The 14110-nt window shown below is 68.8% G+C and carries 17 protein-coding genes and 1 tRNA gene; 13 read left to right on the top strand and 5 right to left on the bottom strand.

Annotated elements, in window-relative coordinates; genetic code table 11:
* Positions 1-5: 5 nt before the first annotated feature.
* Positions 6-1649 carry an AAA family ATPase gene (locus BM228_RS23885; protein WP_092044521.1) on the bottom strand — a complete coding sequence of 548 codons (1644 nt, stop codon included), beginning with the start codon at positions 1647-1649 and terminating at the stop codon, positions 6-8.
* A 363-nt stretch (positions 1650-2012) separates the two neighbouring features.
* Here BM228_RS23885 and BM228_RS23880 point away from each other — a divergent pair, with 363 nt between their 5' ends.
* From BM228_RS23880 to BM228_RS23860, 6 genes are all read left to right on the top strand, one after another.
* Entirely contained in the window at positions 2013-2258 is a 246-nt protein-coding gene (locus tag BM228_RS23880; protein WP_092044520.1) for a hypothetical protein, read from the top strand.
* The gene (locus BM228_RS23875; protein WP_092044518.1) at positions 2255-2503 is read left to right on the top strand and encodes a hypothetical protein; all 249 of its coding nucleotides are present in this window, start codon (positions 2255-2257) and stop codon (positions 2501-2503) included. Before BM228_RS23880 ends, BM228_RS23875 begins: the two co-directional genes overlap by 4 nt.
* Entirely contained in the window at positions 2500-2667 is a 168-nt protein-coding gene (locus BM228_RS34805) for a hypothetical protein (protein WP_167367802.1), read from the top strand. Before BM228_RS23875 ends, BM228_RS34805 begins: the two co-directional genes overlap by 4 nt.
* A gap of 97 nt (positions 2668-2764) precedes the next feature.
* Positions 2765-3049 (top strand): nitrogenase-stabilizing/protective NifW family protein, encoded by a 285-nt coding sequence (locus BM228_RS23870; protein ID WP_092044517.1) that lies wholly within the window; start codon positions 2765-2767, stop codon positions 3047-3049.
* Positions 3049-3300 (top strand): hypothetical protein, encoded by a 252-nt coding sequence (locus tag BM228_RS23865; protein ID WP_092044515.1) that lies wholly within the window; start codon positions 3049-3051, stop codon positions 3298-3300. The genes BM228_RS23870 and BM228_RS23865 overlap by 1 nt, the downstream gene beginning before the upstream one ends.
* 128 nt (positions 3301-3428) lie before the next feature.
* The gene (locus tag BM228_RS23860) at positions 3429-4715 is read left to right on the top strand and encodes a hypothetical protein (protein ID WP_092044514.1); all 1287 of its coding nucleotides are present in this window, start codon (positions 3429-3431) and stop codon (positions 4713-4715) included.
* 432 nt (positions 4716-5147) lie between these two features.
* On the opposite strand, the gene BM228_RS23855 is transcribed toward BM228_RS23860, so the two are convergent.
* From BM228_RS23855 to BM228_RS23840, 4 genes are all read right to left on the bottom strand, one after another.
* Positions 5148-5438, bottom strand: coding sequence for a hypothetical protein (locus BM228_RS23855; protein ID WP_092044512.1), 291 nt, complete (start codon positions 5436-5438; stop codon positions 5148-5150).
* Between the two features lie 86 nt (positions 5439-5524).
* On the bottom strand, positions 5525-5848 hold the full coding sequence (locus BM228_RS23850) for a hypothetical protein (protein ID WP_092044511.1): 324 nt from the start codon (positions 5846-5848) through the stop codon (positions 5525-5527).
* A gap of 245 nt (positions 5849-6093) precedes the next feature.
* Positions 6094-6170 (bottom strand) — tRNA-Met (locus tag BM228_RS23845).
* A gap of 67 nt (positions 6171-6237) precedes the next feature.
* Positions 6238-8262, bottom strand: coding sequence for an OPT family oligopeptide transporter (locus tag BM228_RS23840; protein ID WP_092044509.1), 2025 nt, complete (start codon positions 8260-8262; stop codon positions 6238-6240).
* Positions 8263-8396: 134 nt separating this feature from the next.
* Between BM228_RS23840 and BM228_RS23835 the strand changes: the two genes are divergently transcribed.
* The 7 genes from BM228_RS23835 to BM228_RS23805 all read left to right on the top strand — a co-directional run bounded on the left by BM228_RS23835 (position 8397) and on the right by BM228_RS23805 (position 14100).
* Positions 8397-8840 (top strand): CHRD domain-containing protein, encoded by a 444-nt coding sequence (locus BM228_RS23835; protein WP_092044508.1) that lies wholly within the window; start codon positions 8397-8399, stop codon positions 8838-8840.
* 622 nt (positions 8841-9462) lie between these two features.
* Positions 9463-9801, top strand: a complete 339-nt coding sequence (locus BM228_RS23830; RefSeq protein WP_092044506.1) for a hypothetical protein — start codon at positions 9463-9465, stop codon at positions 9799-9801.
* 190 nt (positions 9802-9991) lie between these two features.
* Positions 9992-10897, top strand: a complete 906-nt coding sequence (locus BM228_RS23825) for an aldo/keto reductase (protein WP_092044505.1) — start codon at positions 9992-9994, stop codon at positions 10895-10897.
* The gene (locus BM228_RS23820) at positions 10887-11630 is read left to right on the top strand and encodes an NADPH-dependent F420 reductase (protein WP_092044503.1); all 744 of its coding nucleotides are present in this window, start codon (positions 10887-10889) and stop codon (positions 11628-11630) included. Before BM228_RS23825 ends, BM228_RS23820 begins: the two co-directional genes overlap by 11 nt.
* A 262-nt stretch (positions 11631-11892) precedes the next feature.
* Positions 11893-13242, top strand: coding sequence for an NTP/NDP exchange transporter (locus BM228_RS23815; protein ID WP_092044502.1), 1350 nt, complete (start codon positions 11893-11895; stop codon positions 13240-13242).
* Positions 13243-13303: 61 nt separating this feature from the next.
* The gene (locus BM228_RS23810) at positions 13304-13684 is read left to right on the top strand and encodes a hypothetical protein (RefSeq protein ID WP_092044500.1); all 381 of its coding nucleotides are present in this window, start codon (positions 13304-13306) and stop codon (positions 13682-13684) included.
* Positions 13681-14100: a hypothetical protein gene (locus tag BM228_RS23805; protein ID WP_092044499.1), complete on the top strand. Its 420-nt coding sequence runs from the start codon at positions 13681-13683 to the stop codon at positions 14098-14100. The genes BM228_RS23810 and BM228_RS23805 overlap by 4 nt, the downstream gene beginning before the upstream one ends.
* Positions 14101-14110: the final 10 nt, after the last annotated feature.

Raw genomic sequence — 14110 nt, 5'->3', positions numbered from 1 at the left:
CCCCCTCAGTTCGGCATGCGACGGGCGAAGATGTCCCGGCTCGCGACAACGGCCTCCACCATCCGGCGCAGGGGACGCAGACTGCCCCCGCGCCATGCCGTCAGGGCATCGAGTTCTTCGCCGTCGAGGTCCGGGCACCAGACATCATCCAGCCCCCGATCCCGGCGGATCTCCGCCAGGATCGCCGCCGCCACGATCGGCATATCCTCGGCCCTGGGGGCCGGCCAATGCAGAACTGGCGCACGGTCGAGCAGGGGCGCGACGACGGCTTCGATGCTGTTTGCCGTCAGGATGTAACTGACGGCACTCAGGTCGATTGCGCATTCGAGCGCCGGGTCATGGATCGCCCGCGCAGTGCTGCCCCGTTCGAGGAACGGAAGGCAGGTCTCATCTAGACGACCCCACCTTCTGGATGAGCCCGCCTTCTCTACCTCGTCGAGGATGATCCCGTGGCTGGCCCTGCCGTGGCGAAGGCACCCTTGCGCCGGCACAGATAGGCGCCAGGATCCCCACTGGCGCGATGTACCGCCCAGACTGCCCCCGTCCATCTGGCCTGCACAACTATAAAGCGTGACGTCGAGGCCGGCCTCTTCGAGGACGGCCCTGGCGAATGCCGACTTCCCGAAGCCTGGTGGCGAGACGAGCGTCCGCGGACGGGTCGCGGCGTAGGGTGCGCCCACGAGGTCCTGCGCGAAGGGCTCGATTGCCTCCTCAGCCCACGGGAAGCGGTTGCGAAGGCGGGTCGCGAACCCGTGAGGATCCGGCGCCGGTGTGAGCGGCATGCCTCGTTCCGCCCACGGCTCGGCGATCGCCCGCGGGCTGTCCCCCCGGTCCCGAGCCGACTGAGATGGCTGAGGTAGGTGGGCGAGCGACGGGAACACCACCAGCGTGAGGGGGGCTGCAGGCGCGACCGCGCGCTTGTTGGCGCCGCGCCGGAGGATCTCGACAGCCTTGACCTGCGCCACGACGTCGTCGGTCGGCACGGGGGGCTCGGTCGCGGGGATGCCGACGCCACCACGGAGGATCGCGTCCTCATCAGCTATCATGCGCTCGGCGGCCGCGAACACGCGAAACCCCTGAAGCCAGGCCTCCGCCTTCTGATCGAACGCATGCAGTCGCGCTCTCAGGGGCCCCCCGACGTAGGGGACGTCCGTCGCGTCGGACTGCGCATCGCTCGCGAACAGGCAGGCCGCCCGAAACGACAGGAACGCATGGCCAAAATTGGTCGCCTCGATGCGCATGGTTGCCGCATCGAGCGCGTCCGCCGCGCAACGTGCCGAGGCGATCTGGCACCCGAGGGCGGCCTGGTGGAACTGGAGAACCTCTGCCACCGCGAGCGCGGCCGCCTCGCTCTCGCGGGGAAGCGGGCTGCGCAGGGCGGCCTCAAGCCGTTGGATCCGGCGCAGCGTCGGCTCGTCGATCGCCCGTCGGAGGGCACGGAAAACCGGGTCCGGCAGGACCAGATCCAGGAGGGGGGTGAGCAGATAGGGGATCTCGCGCCGGGCGTCGCAGCCGACGAACTCGCCGCCCCGCAGGCGCTGGCCACGGTCGAGCGGGGACGTCGGGACGGCGGGGCCGGCGAGTGCGGCGGGATCGTAGATCAGCGCGCGCAGGATCGAGGCGTCGAGGCCAAGGGTATCGTCGGACATCGGGGAACTCGCTGGAAACGGTGCACGCAGGGGCGCGCCGAGCTCAGGGCTCAGGCGGCGGTGGCGGCGGTCCGTTTCAAGAAGCGAGTGCGGGGCACGGGACGTCTCAGAGGCGAGCCGCCACTAAAGCCTGGACTGGCCCTCACGTCCACGCCGAACCCAGATCAGGGTGTTCACAAAGCTAACCCGACCGTGCATGTGACAACCTACCGCACTCCGGCAATCCCCCTCGAAAAGCCCGCTTCACGAGGAGAGCCGCCCTTACGAATCAGTCCGGCTGCTTTTTTTGGTTGTCAGCGTCCAGTGCGAATCGGCGGACCGCGCTAGCCTCTGATCACGGGATTACAGGACGGGGGCGCAGGCATGTTGACGGCGACTGATGGCGGCAACAGTGGCCCGATCCCCGAGGAGATCCGGGCCCGCCTCCACAAGAGGTTCCCCCACTCCCCGCTGTGGGCCCCGGCCAAGCCGCTGCCGCAGTCCCCGTGGGAGGTCATCCGCGCGGTGCTCGCCAAGGGCCGCGCCGACCGGCTCGACGACATCCAGCTGGCCGGGGCGGTCTACACCGTTATGGCCAGCCACGGCTTGATCACGGAGGGCCGGGCGTGACCCAGGCCTTCTACGCCATGCTCCTCGCGCGGCGGGTGGCCTTCCGCAACGCCGTCGGCGCAGTCCGCCATGGTCGGAGCCCCACGCAGGAGTTCGCCTTCAACCTGCTCGACGTCGACCGCGAGACGATCGAGCGGACGCACACGCTGCAGCTGCACGCGCTCGTTGCCGATCGGCTCGCCCTGACGCCGGAGCCTGGCCGCGCGCCGATCGAGCGCGTCCTGTTCGGAGGGTCGGCATCGTGAGCACGACCGACCTCGTGATCTGGCTGAGCGCGGGCATGCTCTGCCTCGCCGTCGCCTTCACCGGCGCCTTCGCCTTCATCGAGATCCGGCGCCCCCCGATCCAGGGGCGCCTGGAGGACATCATCGCGGCGGCCGGTGACCGGAAGCGGGGGCCCTGCCCATGAGCTGGCTAGTAGCATGGATCGGAGCCTCGATCGTGAGCGGTCCCGTGATCGGTAGGTTCCTGCGGGGCCGGGCGCGCCCGGCCGGGGAGGATGCCCGATGACCCGCCGCCTGACCGACGAGGCCTTCCTCAACGCGCTCGACGACCTGATCGTCGAGGACATTCTGGACATGACAGGCGACGAGCTCCGCGCCGAGATCGTCTCCGAAGGCGGGGATCCCGACGCGATTGAGGCCGAGTGCCGGGCCGCCCTGGAGCGGGCGATCCGCGAAGCTGAGGGCCGCACGCCCATCGCGTGGTCGCTCGATCCGGTCTCGCCGCGCGTCGAGATCGAGGAGGCCCCGGCGGCGAGTTCGCTGCCGGCGGTGGGGAGCTTCTGGTAATGAGCGCCGCTGAGATCGACGCCTATCGACGTGCCGCCTTTCGGGGCCTGGTCGATCGCTTCCAGCACCCCTGGATTGGGATGGATGCCGAGCACGCGGCCGCCTACGCCTTGGAGGGCCGCGTGCTCGATGCGGACGGCGAGGAGGTCCTGTCGGTCTTCGACATGGCCGAGGTGATCCCGATCCCGGATACCGAGGGCGAGCTCCAGGCGTGGCAGCAGCTCGGCGAGGATGACTTAGTCGTCGGGTAGCTCGGCGGCGTCGCCACGGACGGACCGCTCTAACGCAGCCCCGCGATCCTCCGGCGGCGGGCAAACCTGAACGGTTGCGGAGGCTGCTCCTGCGCTCCTACTGTCCTAGGGAAGGAACGAGGGACGCGATGCCGGAACAGGTCGTGAAGCTACGGGATGCCTTCGGCGTCGGCCGCGAGATCCCGTTGAACTACGTCGCCCGCGATGGAGTTGATGGGCGCTTCATCGACAGCCTCACCCGCGACAAGCACGTCGTGATCTACGGCTCCTCGAAGCAGGGCAAAACTACCCTCCGCAGGCATTGCCTGAACGAGACCGACTTCATCGTCGTCAGCTGCCTCAACACGATGGGCCTGGCCGACCTCAACGGCGCGATCCTGAAGAAGGCCGGCTACCGCATCGAGCAGACGCAGACCAAAACCGTCGGCGGGGCCTGGAAGTACGGCGCGGAATTCGCCGGCGAGGGCAAGGTCCCGTTCGTGGCCAAGGCTTCCGGCAAGGGCACGCTCAACCGGGAGACCAACTCCGCCGATGCGGTGGTGAGCAAGCGCCTGGAGATCGACCTGAACGACGTCAACGACATCATTACCGCCCTACAGGAGATCGAGTTCGGCAAGTTCATCATTCTAGAGGACTTCCACTACCTGTCGGCTGACACCCAGCGGTCCTTCGCGTTCTCGCTCAAAGCGTTCCACGAAAACTCGCCGTTCTGTTTCATCGTCGTCGGGGTGTGGCGCGAACAGAACCGGCTGATCTACTACAACGGCGACCTCACTAACCGCATCGTCAGCATCGACGTCGATGTCTGGGAGCCGGCGCACTTGCGCGAGGTCATCAGCGTCGGCGAGCAGCTCCTCAACGTGCGCTTCGACCCGGCAACGATCGAGGTCCTGCTCCGGCATTGCGGGGACAGCGTCGCGCTCGTCCAAGAGGCGTGCTACCGGCTGTGCGAGCGGTCGGGAGTGTTCGAGACACGCGACGAGCCCCAGGACGTTGGCGTGGGCGCCGATGCCGAGGCGCTCGTCCGGGAGATCGTCAACGACCAGGCCGGCCGGTACTCGGCCTTCATCACCAACTTCTCTGAGGGTTTTCAGCAGACCGACTTGGAGATGTACAAGTGGGTCACCTACGCGGTGCTCGCGAGCTCGATCGACGTCTTGGAGACCGGCCTGCGGCGCCAGCAGGTGGCCAGCATCATCAAGGCCAAGCATCCTGAGGGCGCGAAGCTCAACGAGGGCAACATCACCCAGGCCCTCCAGAACACTGCCTCGCTGCAGGTTCAGAAGAGCATCCGGCCGATCATCTTCGACTACGATCAGACGACGCGGGTGCTCACGACCGTCGACCGGAGCTTCCTGATCTGGCTCGCGCATCAAGACCGCGCGGAGCTGCTGGCTGAGCTCGGGATCGAGTGACATCTGGAGGAATCGGAGGCCTGAAACGAGAGAGGGCCCCGGCATCGCCCCGGGGCCTCTCTGTCCTCCCCGCCGTCTCCGCAGGGCTAAACGTGTCGGTGGTCGATCCGCCCCGGTTCTGTGTCATCCCCGCACGTACCGGCGGAGTGTAGGTCAGCTGACCGGGGGCCTGGCTCACGATGTACCATCCCCCCGCCCAAACCCGGCGAGGGGCATCTTCCTTCTAAACAGTTCGGCCTCGAACGGAGTGTCATCCCTGCGCGTCCAGGCGGGGTCGCTCCGAAGCCGTCGACGTCGTGTTCCTGTCTACATGCCCGCTCGTACCGGCGGGGGTCGTCGTGTGCACAAGAGCAAGATAGGGGCGCCCGATCCGGCAGGGAAGGCCCGATCGATGGCTCGGTTAACGGGCGCACCGGGCGGGACTGCGTAGGGCTAAGCCCGCGCTGCCGCATCCCGGACCGGTCGCCGGACGGCGGGGTGGATCGCGCTGCTGTGCCACCCGTTCCGCTGGCCGGTCAGGACACATCCGACCAGCATCCCGATCCGCTCGACGCGGGTCTCCGAATCGTCCCGGCGCGTGAAGGGCCTGAGCAGGTCGGCGTTGTCGGGGTGCAGGGACCGCCCCTCGCAACGCGCGAGAAGGAACGCGACCTCTTCCTCCGTGGCGCGGGGGAGCGCCTCGCGGATGAGGGCCTCGACGGTGGAGATCTCGATGACGCGCATGGGAAGGCTCCTGCCCGGCGCGGCGGCCGGCGCGATAGATGGGAGCCCTCAAGGGTGCGGGAGGCCGACCGGCGGAAGCCGATCTCCTATGCCGGGATGATGCCCCCCAGGCCGGCGCCGGGCAAGGGCGGGGTCTGTGCGGTTTTCGCACACACCTCGAACCGCCCGCACGGCCTCGTGGTCGACCGGGCGATGAGAAGCTCGCGCCGGTACGCCAGGCAGACGTCCGCGACACAGGCCTCCCCGGTGTGGCGGGTTGCCGGCGCCGGGCCCTCGATGCGTGCGTGATGCCGGCAGGACGGGCAGCGCCCGGCGGGATCCTCGCAGCGGAAGCCACGGACGTCGTCCGGGACGGCGAGCGGGCGGGTGCCCGAGAGTGAGGTCAGGCCGAGGTAGGCATTGGCGGGCATGGGCTGTCTCCGATCGACAACCCATTCTTCGTGCGAGCCTGCCGAAGTTCGACATGCCGAAGCTCGGCACTGCCAACGGCGGCTGAGACGATCCGGCCATGGATAGGGTCCGGCTCAGGAATCCGTGCGGATCCGGGGTCGATGAATTCCATGGGTCGCAGCCCGAGAACAGCCCGAGCAGCAAAAAGCCCCGGACGGCAAATCCGAGGCTCGATGGCTAAGTGTAAGGATCAGTTGGAGATTTTTGGTAGCGAGGGAGGGATTTGAACCCCCGACACAAGGATTATGATTCCTCTGCTCTAACCAGCTGAGCTACCCCGCCACGAGCCGCGCAGGCCTCGGAAGGCTGCGACCAGCGGGCGGGGTATAGGGAGGGTGGGCGCGGGCTGTCAACGGTTCTCTGCGCCGAATTGGGGGGCGCCGGCGGGGCGTCTCTGCGAAGGCTCTGCGAAGGAACCGCGGATGAACCGAAATGCTGCGAAGAATCCGGCGGCGAAGACCGCGCCGCCCAGCCAGGTCGCCGTCGGGGCGAAATCCGGACCGACTAGGCTCAGGGTCGAGGATCGGCCGGAGGCCGCATCGACGGCGGTCAGGCCGATCCCGACGAAACTCTCGCCGACCAGGAAACCGGAGGCGATCAGCACGCCCCGGCGGCGGGAAGCCTCCCGGGTCTCGGGATCGGCGCCGCGGCGGCGCAGGGCGCGGGCGCAGAGGAAGCCGAGCAGGCCGCCGAGACCGATGGTCATCTCCACCGAGAGCGGCAGGTACATGCCGATGCCGACGGTGAGCGCGGGAAAGCTGAACGCCCGGCGCTTGAGCGCGACTTCGAGGCCGACCATCACGGCGCCGAGGCCGCAGCCGATCAGCAGCATCGGCCAGGGCAGGGTGCGGGCGACGATACCTTCGGCGATCTGAGTGACCAGCGAGGCCTGCGGTACGGTGAGCGCCAGGGCCGGATCCATGCCGGGGCGGGGCAGGGACCCGACGAAGCCGTAGGCGCCGTAGAGCAGCGACAGCAGCGGCACGATCACCAGGGAGCCGACGGCGACGCCGACGATCAGCACCACCTGCTGGCGCCAGGGCGTGGCGTCGACGATCTGGCCGGTCTTGAGATCCTGCAGGTTGTCGTTGGCGATGGAGCAGGCGGTGATGATCACCGAGGCCGCGAGCAGCACCAGCGCGACGGTGACGCGCCGCGCCTCCGGATCGTCGGCCGGGCCGAGGAGCAGCGGCAGCAGCGCGGCGCCGACCATGGCGGTGAGGATGCCGATCCCGGAAATCGGGCTGGTGGAGGAGCCGAGGAGACCGGCGAGGTAGCCGCAGACCGCCGCCATAGCGGCCCCGAAGACCAGGCAGAACAGCAGGCCCGCCGCCACCACGGCGGCGAGCATCGGGCCATTGATACCGAGATCGGCCGCAAATCCGGCAAACAGCGCGCCGAGCGGCAGGCACAGGGCGAGCGCCACGCCGCCGACCAGGGGCAGCGGCAGGTCGCGGTCCTGCCGGGCAGCGGCGCGAGCCGGATTGCCGGCCGCCAGGGCCGACCGGATGCTCCGGGCGATCGGCCGGACAAGCGTCGCCACGGTCCAGAACCCACCCACCGCAATGATGCCGGCGCCGACGAGCCGGACCTGCCCCGACCACACCGCCTGCGCGGCCTCCCCGGGCGACAGGCCGGGCTGGGACGTCACGGCTGTCAGCACCGGGACCATAATGCCCCAAGCGATCACAACACCGGTGAGCAGGGCGAGGCATGCCCCAATGCCGACCAGATAGCCGACCCCGACCAGCGCCAGGGAGAAGCCGCTGCCGATGCTGAACACCGCACCACCGAAACTGACGGCCGTGAGCACGCCGTCGGCCAGGATCCGCAGGCCGCTGGTGGCGAAGGCGACGAGGCCCGAGCCCGAAGCGGCAATCAGCAAAGTGGTCAGGCCGCGCTCGCCGGTCTCGGCATGGCCGGCCCGTAAGACCTCGGCGGCGGCGACGCCCTCGGGGTAGGGGAGGTCGCTGCCCGAGACCAGCGCCCGGCGCAGGGGGATCGAGAAGGCCACGCCGAGCCAGCCTCCGATCAGGCAGACCAGGCTCGTCTCCCAGAACGGGAAGCCGTGCCAATGCCCGATCAGAACCAGGCCGGGCAGGACCAGGATGACATTGCACAGGGTCCCGGCCGCCGAGGCCTGGGTCTGCACGATGTTGTTCTCGAGGATGCCGGCCCCGCCCACGAGCCGCAGGGCACCCATCGAGATCAGCGCCGCGGGAATCGAGGACGAGAAGGTCATCCCGGTCTTGAGGCCGAGATAGATGTTGGCGGCCATGAACACGATTGTGATCAGCGCGCCGAGAACGAGGCCCCGGGCCGTGATCTCCCGCCCGTGCCCGCCCGCCGGGGCGCCTGCGTCCGTCACCGCCATCGCACCCCGCCGCCGGCGCCTGCGGCCGGACATTTGTCCCATGATGAACGATAACCCGATGGTCCGCGCGGCGCCGCCCCTCTATCTTGCGACACGTGGCCCCGCTCGGGGGCCGTGCCGAAGCGGAGCGTTCGATGACACGCCTTGCCAGTACCGGTTTCGCCGCCCTCCTCGCATTCACCGTGCCGCTCGCCGTCTCCGGCGCCCGCGCGGCGGGGGAGAGCATCCCCTACAAGGCCGCGCTCACGGGCGGCAGCGAGGTCCCGGCGACCGATTCGAAGGGCACCGGCGCCGTCACGGCGACCTACGATCCGGCCACCAAGCGCCTGAGCTGGAACGGCACCTATAGCGGCCTGACCGGCCCGGTCACGGCCGCGCATTTCCACGGCCCGGCCCCGGCCGGCGCCAATGCCGGGGTGCTCGTGCCGGTGACCGCGACCAGCAGCCCGTTCTCCGGCGAGGCGACCCTGGACGACACCAAGGCCGCCGACCTCGAAGCCGGCAAGCTCTATTTCAACCTCCACACCGCCGCGAATCCGAAGGGGGAAATCCGCGGGCAGGTCGAGCGGGCGCGATAGCATTCGGGGGTGGCGCCGCTCCGGGGCGTATCTCCATTCGGGGCGCAGGTGCCCGGTTCCGTTTGGGAGAGGGACGGGGCGGGGGATGCGACGTCTCCGGAAGTGCCTGATCCCCCACCCCAATCCTCTGCTGCACGGGCGACGATGTTCACACATCGCACCGCGAACGGCGCGGCGCTCTCTCCTCCCCCTTGCGGGGAGAAGTTGGAGGTGGGGGTGGCTCAGAAGGCACCCTTAACGTTCGATCCTGCACCACCCCCACCCCTGGCCCCTCCCCGCAAGGGGGAGGGGAAATGCGTGGTGCTTCAAACGCTTGCTGCCGGAACGATGTGAATCCGTTAGCCTCTGCGGGGGAGGGTGGGCGCGCAGCCTTTCCAGGACGACTCTCTTTTCGTGGTGCGCATCGTCGGTCGCGCATTGAAAAATCGAACACCCCACACCGCAGGATGAGGGCGGAGTTGAGCCTCTCCGCAGGGTTACAGGGGTCCTCCGTCAGTGCGAGCGCGTGGCTACGCCGATGCCCCCGGCATGTCCTACATCCGGCAACATTTTCACCGCCCACCCGGTGACCCCTCCGGCAAATGATGCTTAGGCGGATCATCCTGAGCCGCCGGAGGTGCCGATGAAGCAGATCGAGGCCATCATTGCGTGGACCCCCGCCCGCTGGGCGGAGCTGCGACCCGAGACGGCCGGGCAGATCGTTGTTCTGCCCATGCCCGACACGGACGGCGTGGCAAAGCGCTACGTTATGCGCGCGGGCGCCAGTTCGTCCGCGCTGGCCGCCCTGTCGGAGGAGGCGCGGATCGCCCGACTGTTCATCGATTTCCAGACGATCGTGGTGCGCGATGGCCTCGACCCACAAACGGTCCACCGCGCGTTCCTAGCGATCGACGAGTACCGGTTCCGGATCGCGCCGGACACCGAGGGCGCGGAATTTGAGGATCCGCCGGAGGAGGATTAGGGGCTGGCGGGACCGCCGCATCCGAGGCAGGGCGCAGCATCCTGGGACGCGCCGGGACGTCACCGGACGCGTCCGGCTCCGGGTCGAGTCGGGTTTCCTCGCGCTCGCGCAAGCGTGAGAATAACGAATACACTTCCGCCGAGCGCCGCCCTATCTTCCGGTTGTGTTCTGACACCGCCGGAGGCCGGCCATGCCCGTATCCCGTCGTGCCGTGCTTGCGGCATCCGCCCTCGCGCCGCTGGCCCCGTGCCTGTCCTGGGCCGCCGAGCCGCTGATCCGACGGCCGATCCCCTCCACCGGGGAGATGCTGCCGGCGATCGGGATCGGCACGTCGCGGCGCTACGAGGTCGAACCCAATCCCGAGGCGGTGGCCCCGCTCAAGGCCGCCGTGCAGAGTTTCGTCTCGCTCGGCGGATCGGTGATCGACACCGCGCCGAGCTACGGCACCGCCGAGGACGTGCTCGGTTTGATCCTCACCGAGCCGGGCCTGCGCGAAAAGATCTTTCTCGCCAGCAAGGTCGATACCCAGGGTCGAGACGCGACGCTCGCCGAGTTCGAGCGCTCGTTGAAGCGGATGAAGGTCGCAAATCTCGACCTCGTGGCGGTCCACAATCTGATCGACGTGAACGAGAATCTGGCGGTCCTGCGGGATCTGAAGCGGGACAAGCGGATCCGCTATGTCGGCGTCACCGTCTGGAGAGACGGCCAGCTCGACGCGCTGGAAGCCGTGATGAAGCGCGAGACGCTCGACTTCATCCAGGTGAACTACGCCATCGACAACCGGGCCGCGGCCGAGCGCGTGCTGCCGCTCGCCGCCGACAAGGGCGTGGCGGTGATGACCAACGTGCCCTTCGGCCGGGACCGCCTGTTCAAGGCGGTGCAGGGCAAGGAGCTGCCGCCGGTGGCGAAGGATCTCGGCTGCACCAGCTGGCCGCAGGTGTTCTTGAAATACGTGCTCGGCCACCCAGCCGTGACCTGCCCGATCCCCGGCATGGCGAAGGTGGCCTATGTCGAGGACAACCTCGCCGCCGCCCGGGGGACGCTGCCGAACCCGGCCCAGCGCAAGCAGATGGAGACCTTCATCGATGCGGTCTGATCGCACCACGCGGCGCGCTGCGCTCGCCCTCGCCGCCGGCCTCCTCACGGCTTCCGCGATACCAACCCTGGCGCAGGACAATCCCAAAAAAATCCGGATCGGGGTGATCGGGGCCGGGAATATCGGCGGCACGATCGGCACGCTCTGGGTGAAAGACGGCCACGAGGTGATGTTCGCCTCGCGCCATCCCGAGACCCTGGCGCCGATGATCGCCGAGCTCGGGCCGAAGGCGAAAGCCGGCACGCCCGAGGAGGCGATCCAATTCGGCGACGCGGTGTTCGTGGCGGTGCCGTACAAGGCCTATCCGGATCTCTCGAAGGATCTGGCGGCCTCACTCGCCGGCAAGGTCGTGCTCGATGCCGGCAACGCCACCCAGAAGCGCGACGGCGCGCTCTACGACGAGGTCCAGGCGAACGGCATCGGGGCGACTTCGGCCAAGTACTTCCCGGGCGCCAAGCTGGTCCGGGCGTTCAATGCGGCCAACTACAAGGTCTTCGCCAAGGCCGGCGCCGATGGCGGCAAGGACCGGCCGGGCGGCCGGATGGCGATCCCGATCGCGGGTGACGATCCCGCGGCCGTGAAGGTCGCCGAGGGCCTGGTCCGCGATGCCGGGTTCGACCCGGTTCTTGTCGGCCCGCTGAAAGATGCCGACAAGTTCGCCATGGGCTCCCCGGGCTTCGGCCACGAGGCGACCGCGCCGGAGCTGCGCGAGAAGTTCGGGCTGGGGAAGTGACACGCGGAGCGGCGTCCGTCCCGTTCTTCTCCGCGGGGGCGGGGAGGTCGGCTTACGGCCCGGGCTGGACCGACGCGAGGTTCAGCGAGGGAAGCGCGACGCGCTCCCTCTCCCGTGCGGGAGAGGGTTGGGGTGAGGGACTAGGTCCTTCCGGAAAGGTCGCATCCCTCACCCTGTCCCTCTCCCGCACGGGAGAGGGGACCCGAGCCTTGTCTGACCATGGATGAGTCCGGTCGTTGGTCGAAGCGGGCCGGGAGGTCGCGTGGCTGAGACCTCTGTGACTCGCGGCCCGCTCGCGCGCCTGATCGACATCCGCCCCGGCGAGGGCCAGGCGCTCGCCTGGTCATGGGCCTACATCTTCTCGATCCTGGCTGCCTATTACGTGCTGCGCCCGATCCGCGACCAGATGGGCGTGGCCGGGGGCATCGAGAACCTGCCCTGGCTGTTCACCGCGACGCTGGTCGGCATGCTCGCGCTCAACCTGCCCTTCGCCTACCTGGTGAAGCGCATGCCGCGGGCGCGGTTCGTGCCGGTCACCTACCGGTTTTTTGCCGCCAACATCCTGGCCTTCGCCCTGACCCTGTACCTGGCACCGCCGGAATGGGGAATCTGGATCGGCCGGGTGTTCTTCGTCTGGCTGTCGATCTTCAACCTGTTCGTGGTCTCGATCTTCTGGGCCACCATTGTCGACGTGTTCTCCAATGAGCAGGGCAAGCGCCTGTTCGGATTCATCGCGGCCGGGGCGACGCTGGGCGCCATCGCGGGCTCGGCCACCACGGCGCTCCTCGCCAAGAACGTGCCGACCTGGGGGCTGATGCTCTGCGCGGTGGTACTGCTGGAAGCCGCGGTGTTCTGCATGCGCGGGCTCGCCGCCCTGTCGGCCCGGCTCCACGCGGTACCGGGCAGCGGCGAGGCGGCTCATGACGGCCAGGACCGCACCATCGGCGGCAGCGTGCTGGCCGGCGTGACCCGCACCCTGGCCTCGCCCTATCTGCTGAACATCTCGCTGTTCCTGCTGCTGTTCTCGGTGACCTCGACCTTCCTGTATTTCGAGCAGGCCGGCATCGCCAAGAACAGCTTTTCCGACCGGGGCGCGCAGACCGCCTTCTTCGCCAGCGTCGATCTCGCGGTGAACGTGCTGACCCTCGGGGTGCAGCTGTTCCTCACCGGGCGCATCGTCAATCGCCTCGGCGTCGGGTTCACGCTCGCCCTCCTGCCGGCCTTCAGCGTGCTCGGTTTCGCGGCTCTGGCGGTCTCGCCGACCATCGGGGTGATCGTGGCGTTCCAGGTCCTGCGCCGGGCCGGGAACTTCGCCATCGCCCGGCCGATCCGGGAGGTGCTGTTCACCGTTGTCCCCCGGGAGGACCGCTACAAGGCCAAGAGCTTCATCGACACGGTGGTCTACCGGCTGGGCGACCAGGTCGGGGCGTGGTCCTTCACCGGCATCCAGGGGCTCGGCTTCGGCAGCACCGGCATTGCCGGAGTGGCGGTGCCGCTCTCGGTGGCGTGGCTCCTCAACAGCCTCTGGCTCGGCCGCGCCCAGGACAGGCGCCGGGCTTCGCCGGACAAGGACGTCGTCGCCCCCGCAGCGGAACCGCTCGCCTCACGTTAAGCGACGGTTTACCATAAGGCGCGAGGTCTCCGGATCAGCTTCGCCGGAGGGACGAGACGGCATGAATCGCGCGGCGCCGCCAGTTCCGGGCCCAAAAGTCCGCCCCCTGGCGCTGCTCGCCCTGTTGGCCGCGGCCCCGGTCGCGGCCCGGGCGGAAGAACCGCTGTTCATCCGCATCCGACCGACGCAGGACGGCGACCGCATCGCCCGCGAGGCCCTGTGGGCGCGCCGGGAAGCCCATGCCCGGGCGGTGATCGAATCCGTCTGCACCGGCTGCCTCGGCGCCTGGAAACCGGCGGCCGACGTGGCACCCGTCGCCCCCTCCGAGCCCGTGCAGGGCAGGATTGCGGACCTTGCCGCACCGACAGGGCTTGAAACCGACCCCGGCTCCGGGGCATCCGGGCCAGCTTCCGATCCATCGCTTCCCGAGAGGCAACCATGACGCAAGCGCACCCGACCAGCGGCGCCGAGCCCGAAGTCGATTGCCCCGTGAGCCTCGAGTTCCTGGGCGAGGTCTACCGGGCCGATGATTTCGACCTGCCGTTGATCCTGGAAAAGATCCAGCCGCTGAAGCGCGCGCAGCTCGCCGCCTACCTCTATGGCAAGAGCCACATGCACAAGCTCGGCCTTAAGGTCGCCCGCTCCTGCGACCGGGAGGACCTGATCCGGGTCGCCGGCGAGATCGGCTCGGTGATCCACGGGCAGGCGCATCTCAAGCCCGCCAAGCCGGTGCCGACGGCCGCGCCAGAGCTGCGGGCAAAAACCCTGCCGGGCCAGAAGAAGGTCAGCCTCGCAGGCGCGCCGGCCAAGCCCGCGATCAGCCTGGGCGGCTCGGCCAAGGTCCGCAACTTCGACTGAATGGTGTACT

The organism is Methylobacterium pseudosasicola (genome assembly GCF_900114535.1).
GTDB lineage: Bacteria > Pseudomonadota > Alphaproteobacteria > Rhizobiales > Beijerinckiaceae > Methylobacterium > Methylobacterium pseudosasicola.
The sequence above is the reverse complement of the archived record's forward strand: the minus strand, read 5'-3'. Positions and strand labels throughout refer to the sequence as shown.

Coding starts and splice junctions, on each gene's coding strand:
- BM228_RS23850 (WP_092044511.1), bottom strand. CDS start 5,848: ATGCCCGCCAATGCCTACCTCGGCCTGACCTCACTCTCGGGCACCCGC.
- BM228_RS23825 (WP_092044505.1), top strand. CDS start 9,992: ATGCCCGTATCCCGTCGTGCCGTGCTTGCGGCATCCGCCCTCGCGCCG.
- BM228_RS23830 (WP_092044506.1), top strand. CDS start 9,463: ATGAAGCAGATCGAGGCCATCATTGCGTGGACCCCCGCCCGCTGGGCG.
- BM228_RS23835 (WP_092044508.1), top strand. CDS start 8,397: ATGACACGCCTTGCCAGTACCGGTTTCGCCGCCCTCCTCGCATTCACC.
- BM228_RS23860 (WP_092044514.1), top strand. CDS start 3,429: ATGCCGGAACAGGTCGTGAAGCTACGGGATGCCTTCGGCGTCGGCCGC.
- BM228_RS23855 (WP_092044512.1), bottom strand. CDS start 5,438: ATGCGCGTCATCGAGATCTCCACCGTCGAGGCCCTCATCCGCGAGGCG.
- BM228_RS23820 (WP_092044503.1), top strand. CDS start 10,887: ATGCGGTCTGATCGCACCACGCGGCGCGCTGCGCTCGCCCTCGCCGCC.
- BM228_RS23865 (WP_092044515.1), top strand. CDS start 3,049: ATGAGCGCCGCTGAGATCGACGCCTATCGACGTGCCGCCTTTCGGGGC.
- BM228_RS23840 (WP_092044509.1), bottom strand. CDS start 8,262: ATGGCGGTGACGGACGCAGGCGCCCCGGCGGGCGGGCACGGGCGGGAG.
- BM228_RS23870 (WP_092044517.1), top strand. CDS start 2,765: ATGACCCGCCGCCTGACCGACGAGGCCTTCCTCAACGCGCTCGACGAC.
- BM228_RS23880 (WP_092044520.1), top strand. CDS start 2,013: ATGTTGACGGCGACTGATGGCGGCAACAGTGGCCCGATCCCCGAGGAG.
- BM228_RS23805 (WP_092044499.1), top strand. CDS start 13,681: ATGACGCAAGCGCACCCGACCAGCGGCGCCGAGCCCGAAGTCGATTGC.
- BM228_RS23810 (WP_092044500.1), top strand. CDS start 13,304: ATGAATCGCGCGGCGCCGCCAGTTCCGGGCCCAAAAGTCCGCCCCCTG.
- BM228_RS23885 (WP_092044521.1), bottom strand. CDS start 1,649: ATGTCCGACGATACCCTTGGCCTCGACGCCTCGATCCTGCGCGCGCTG.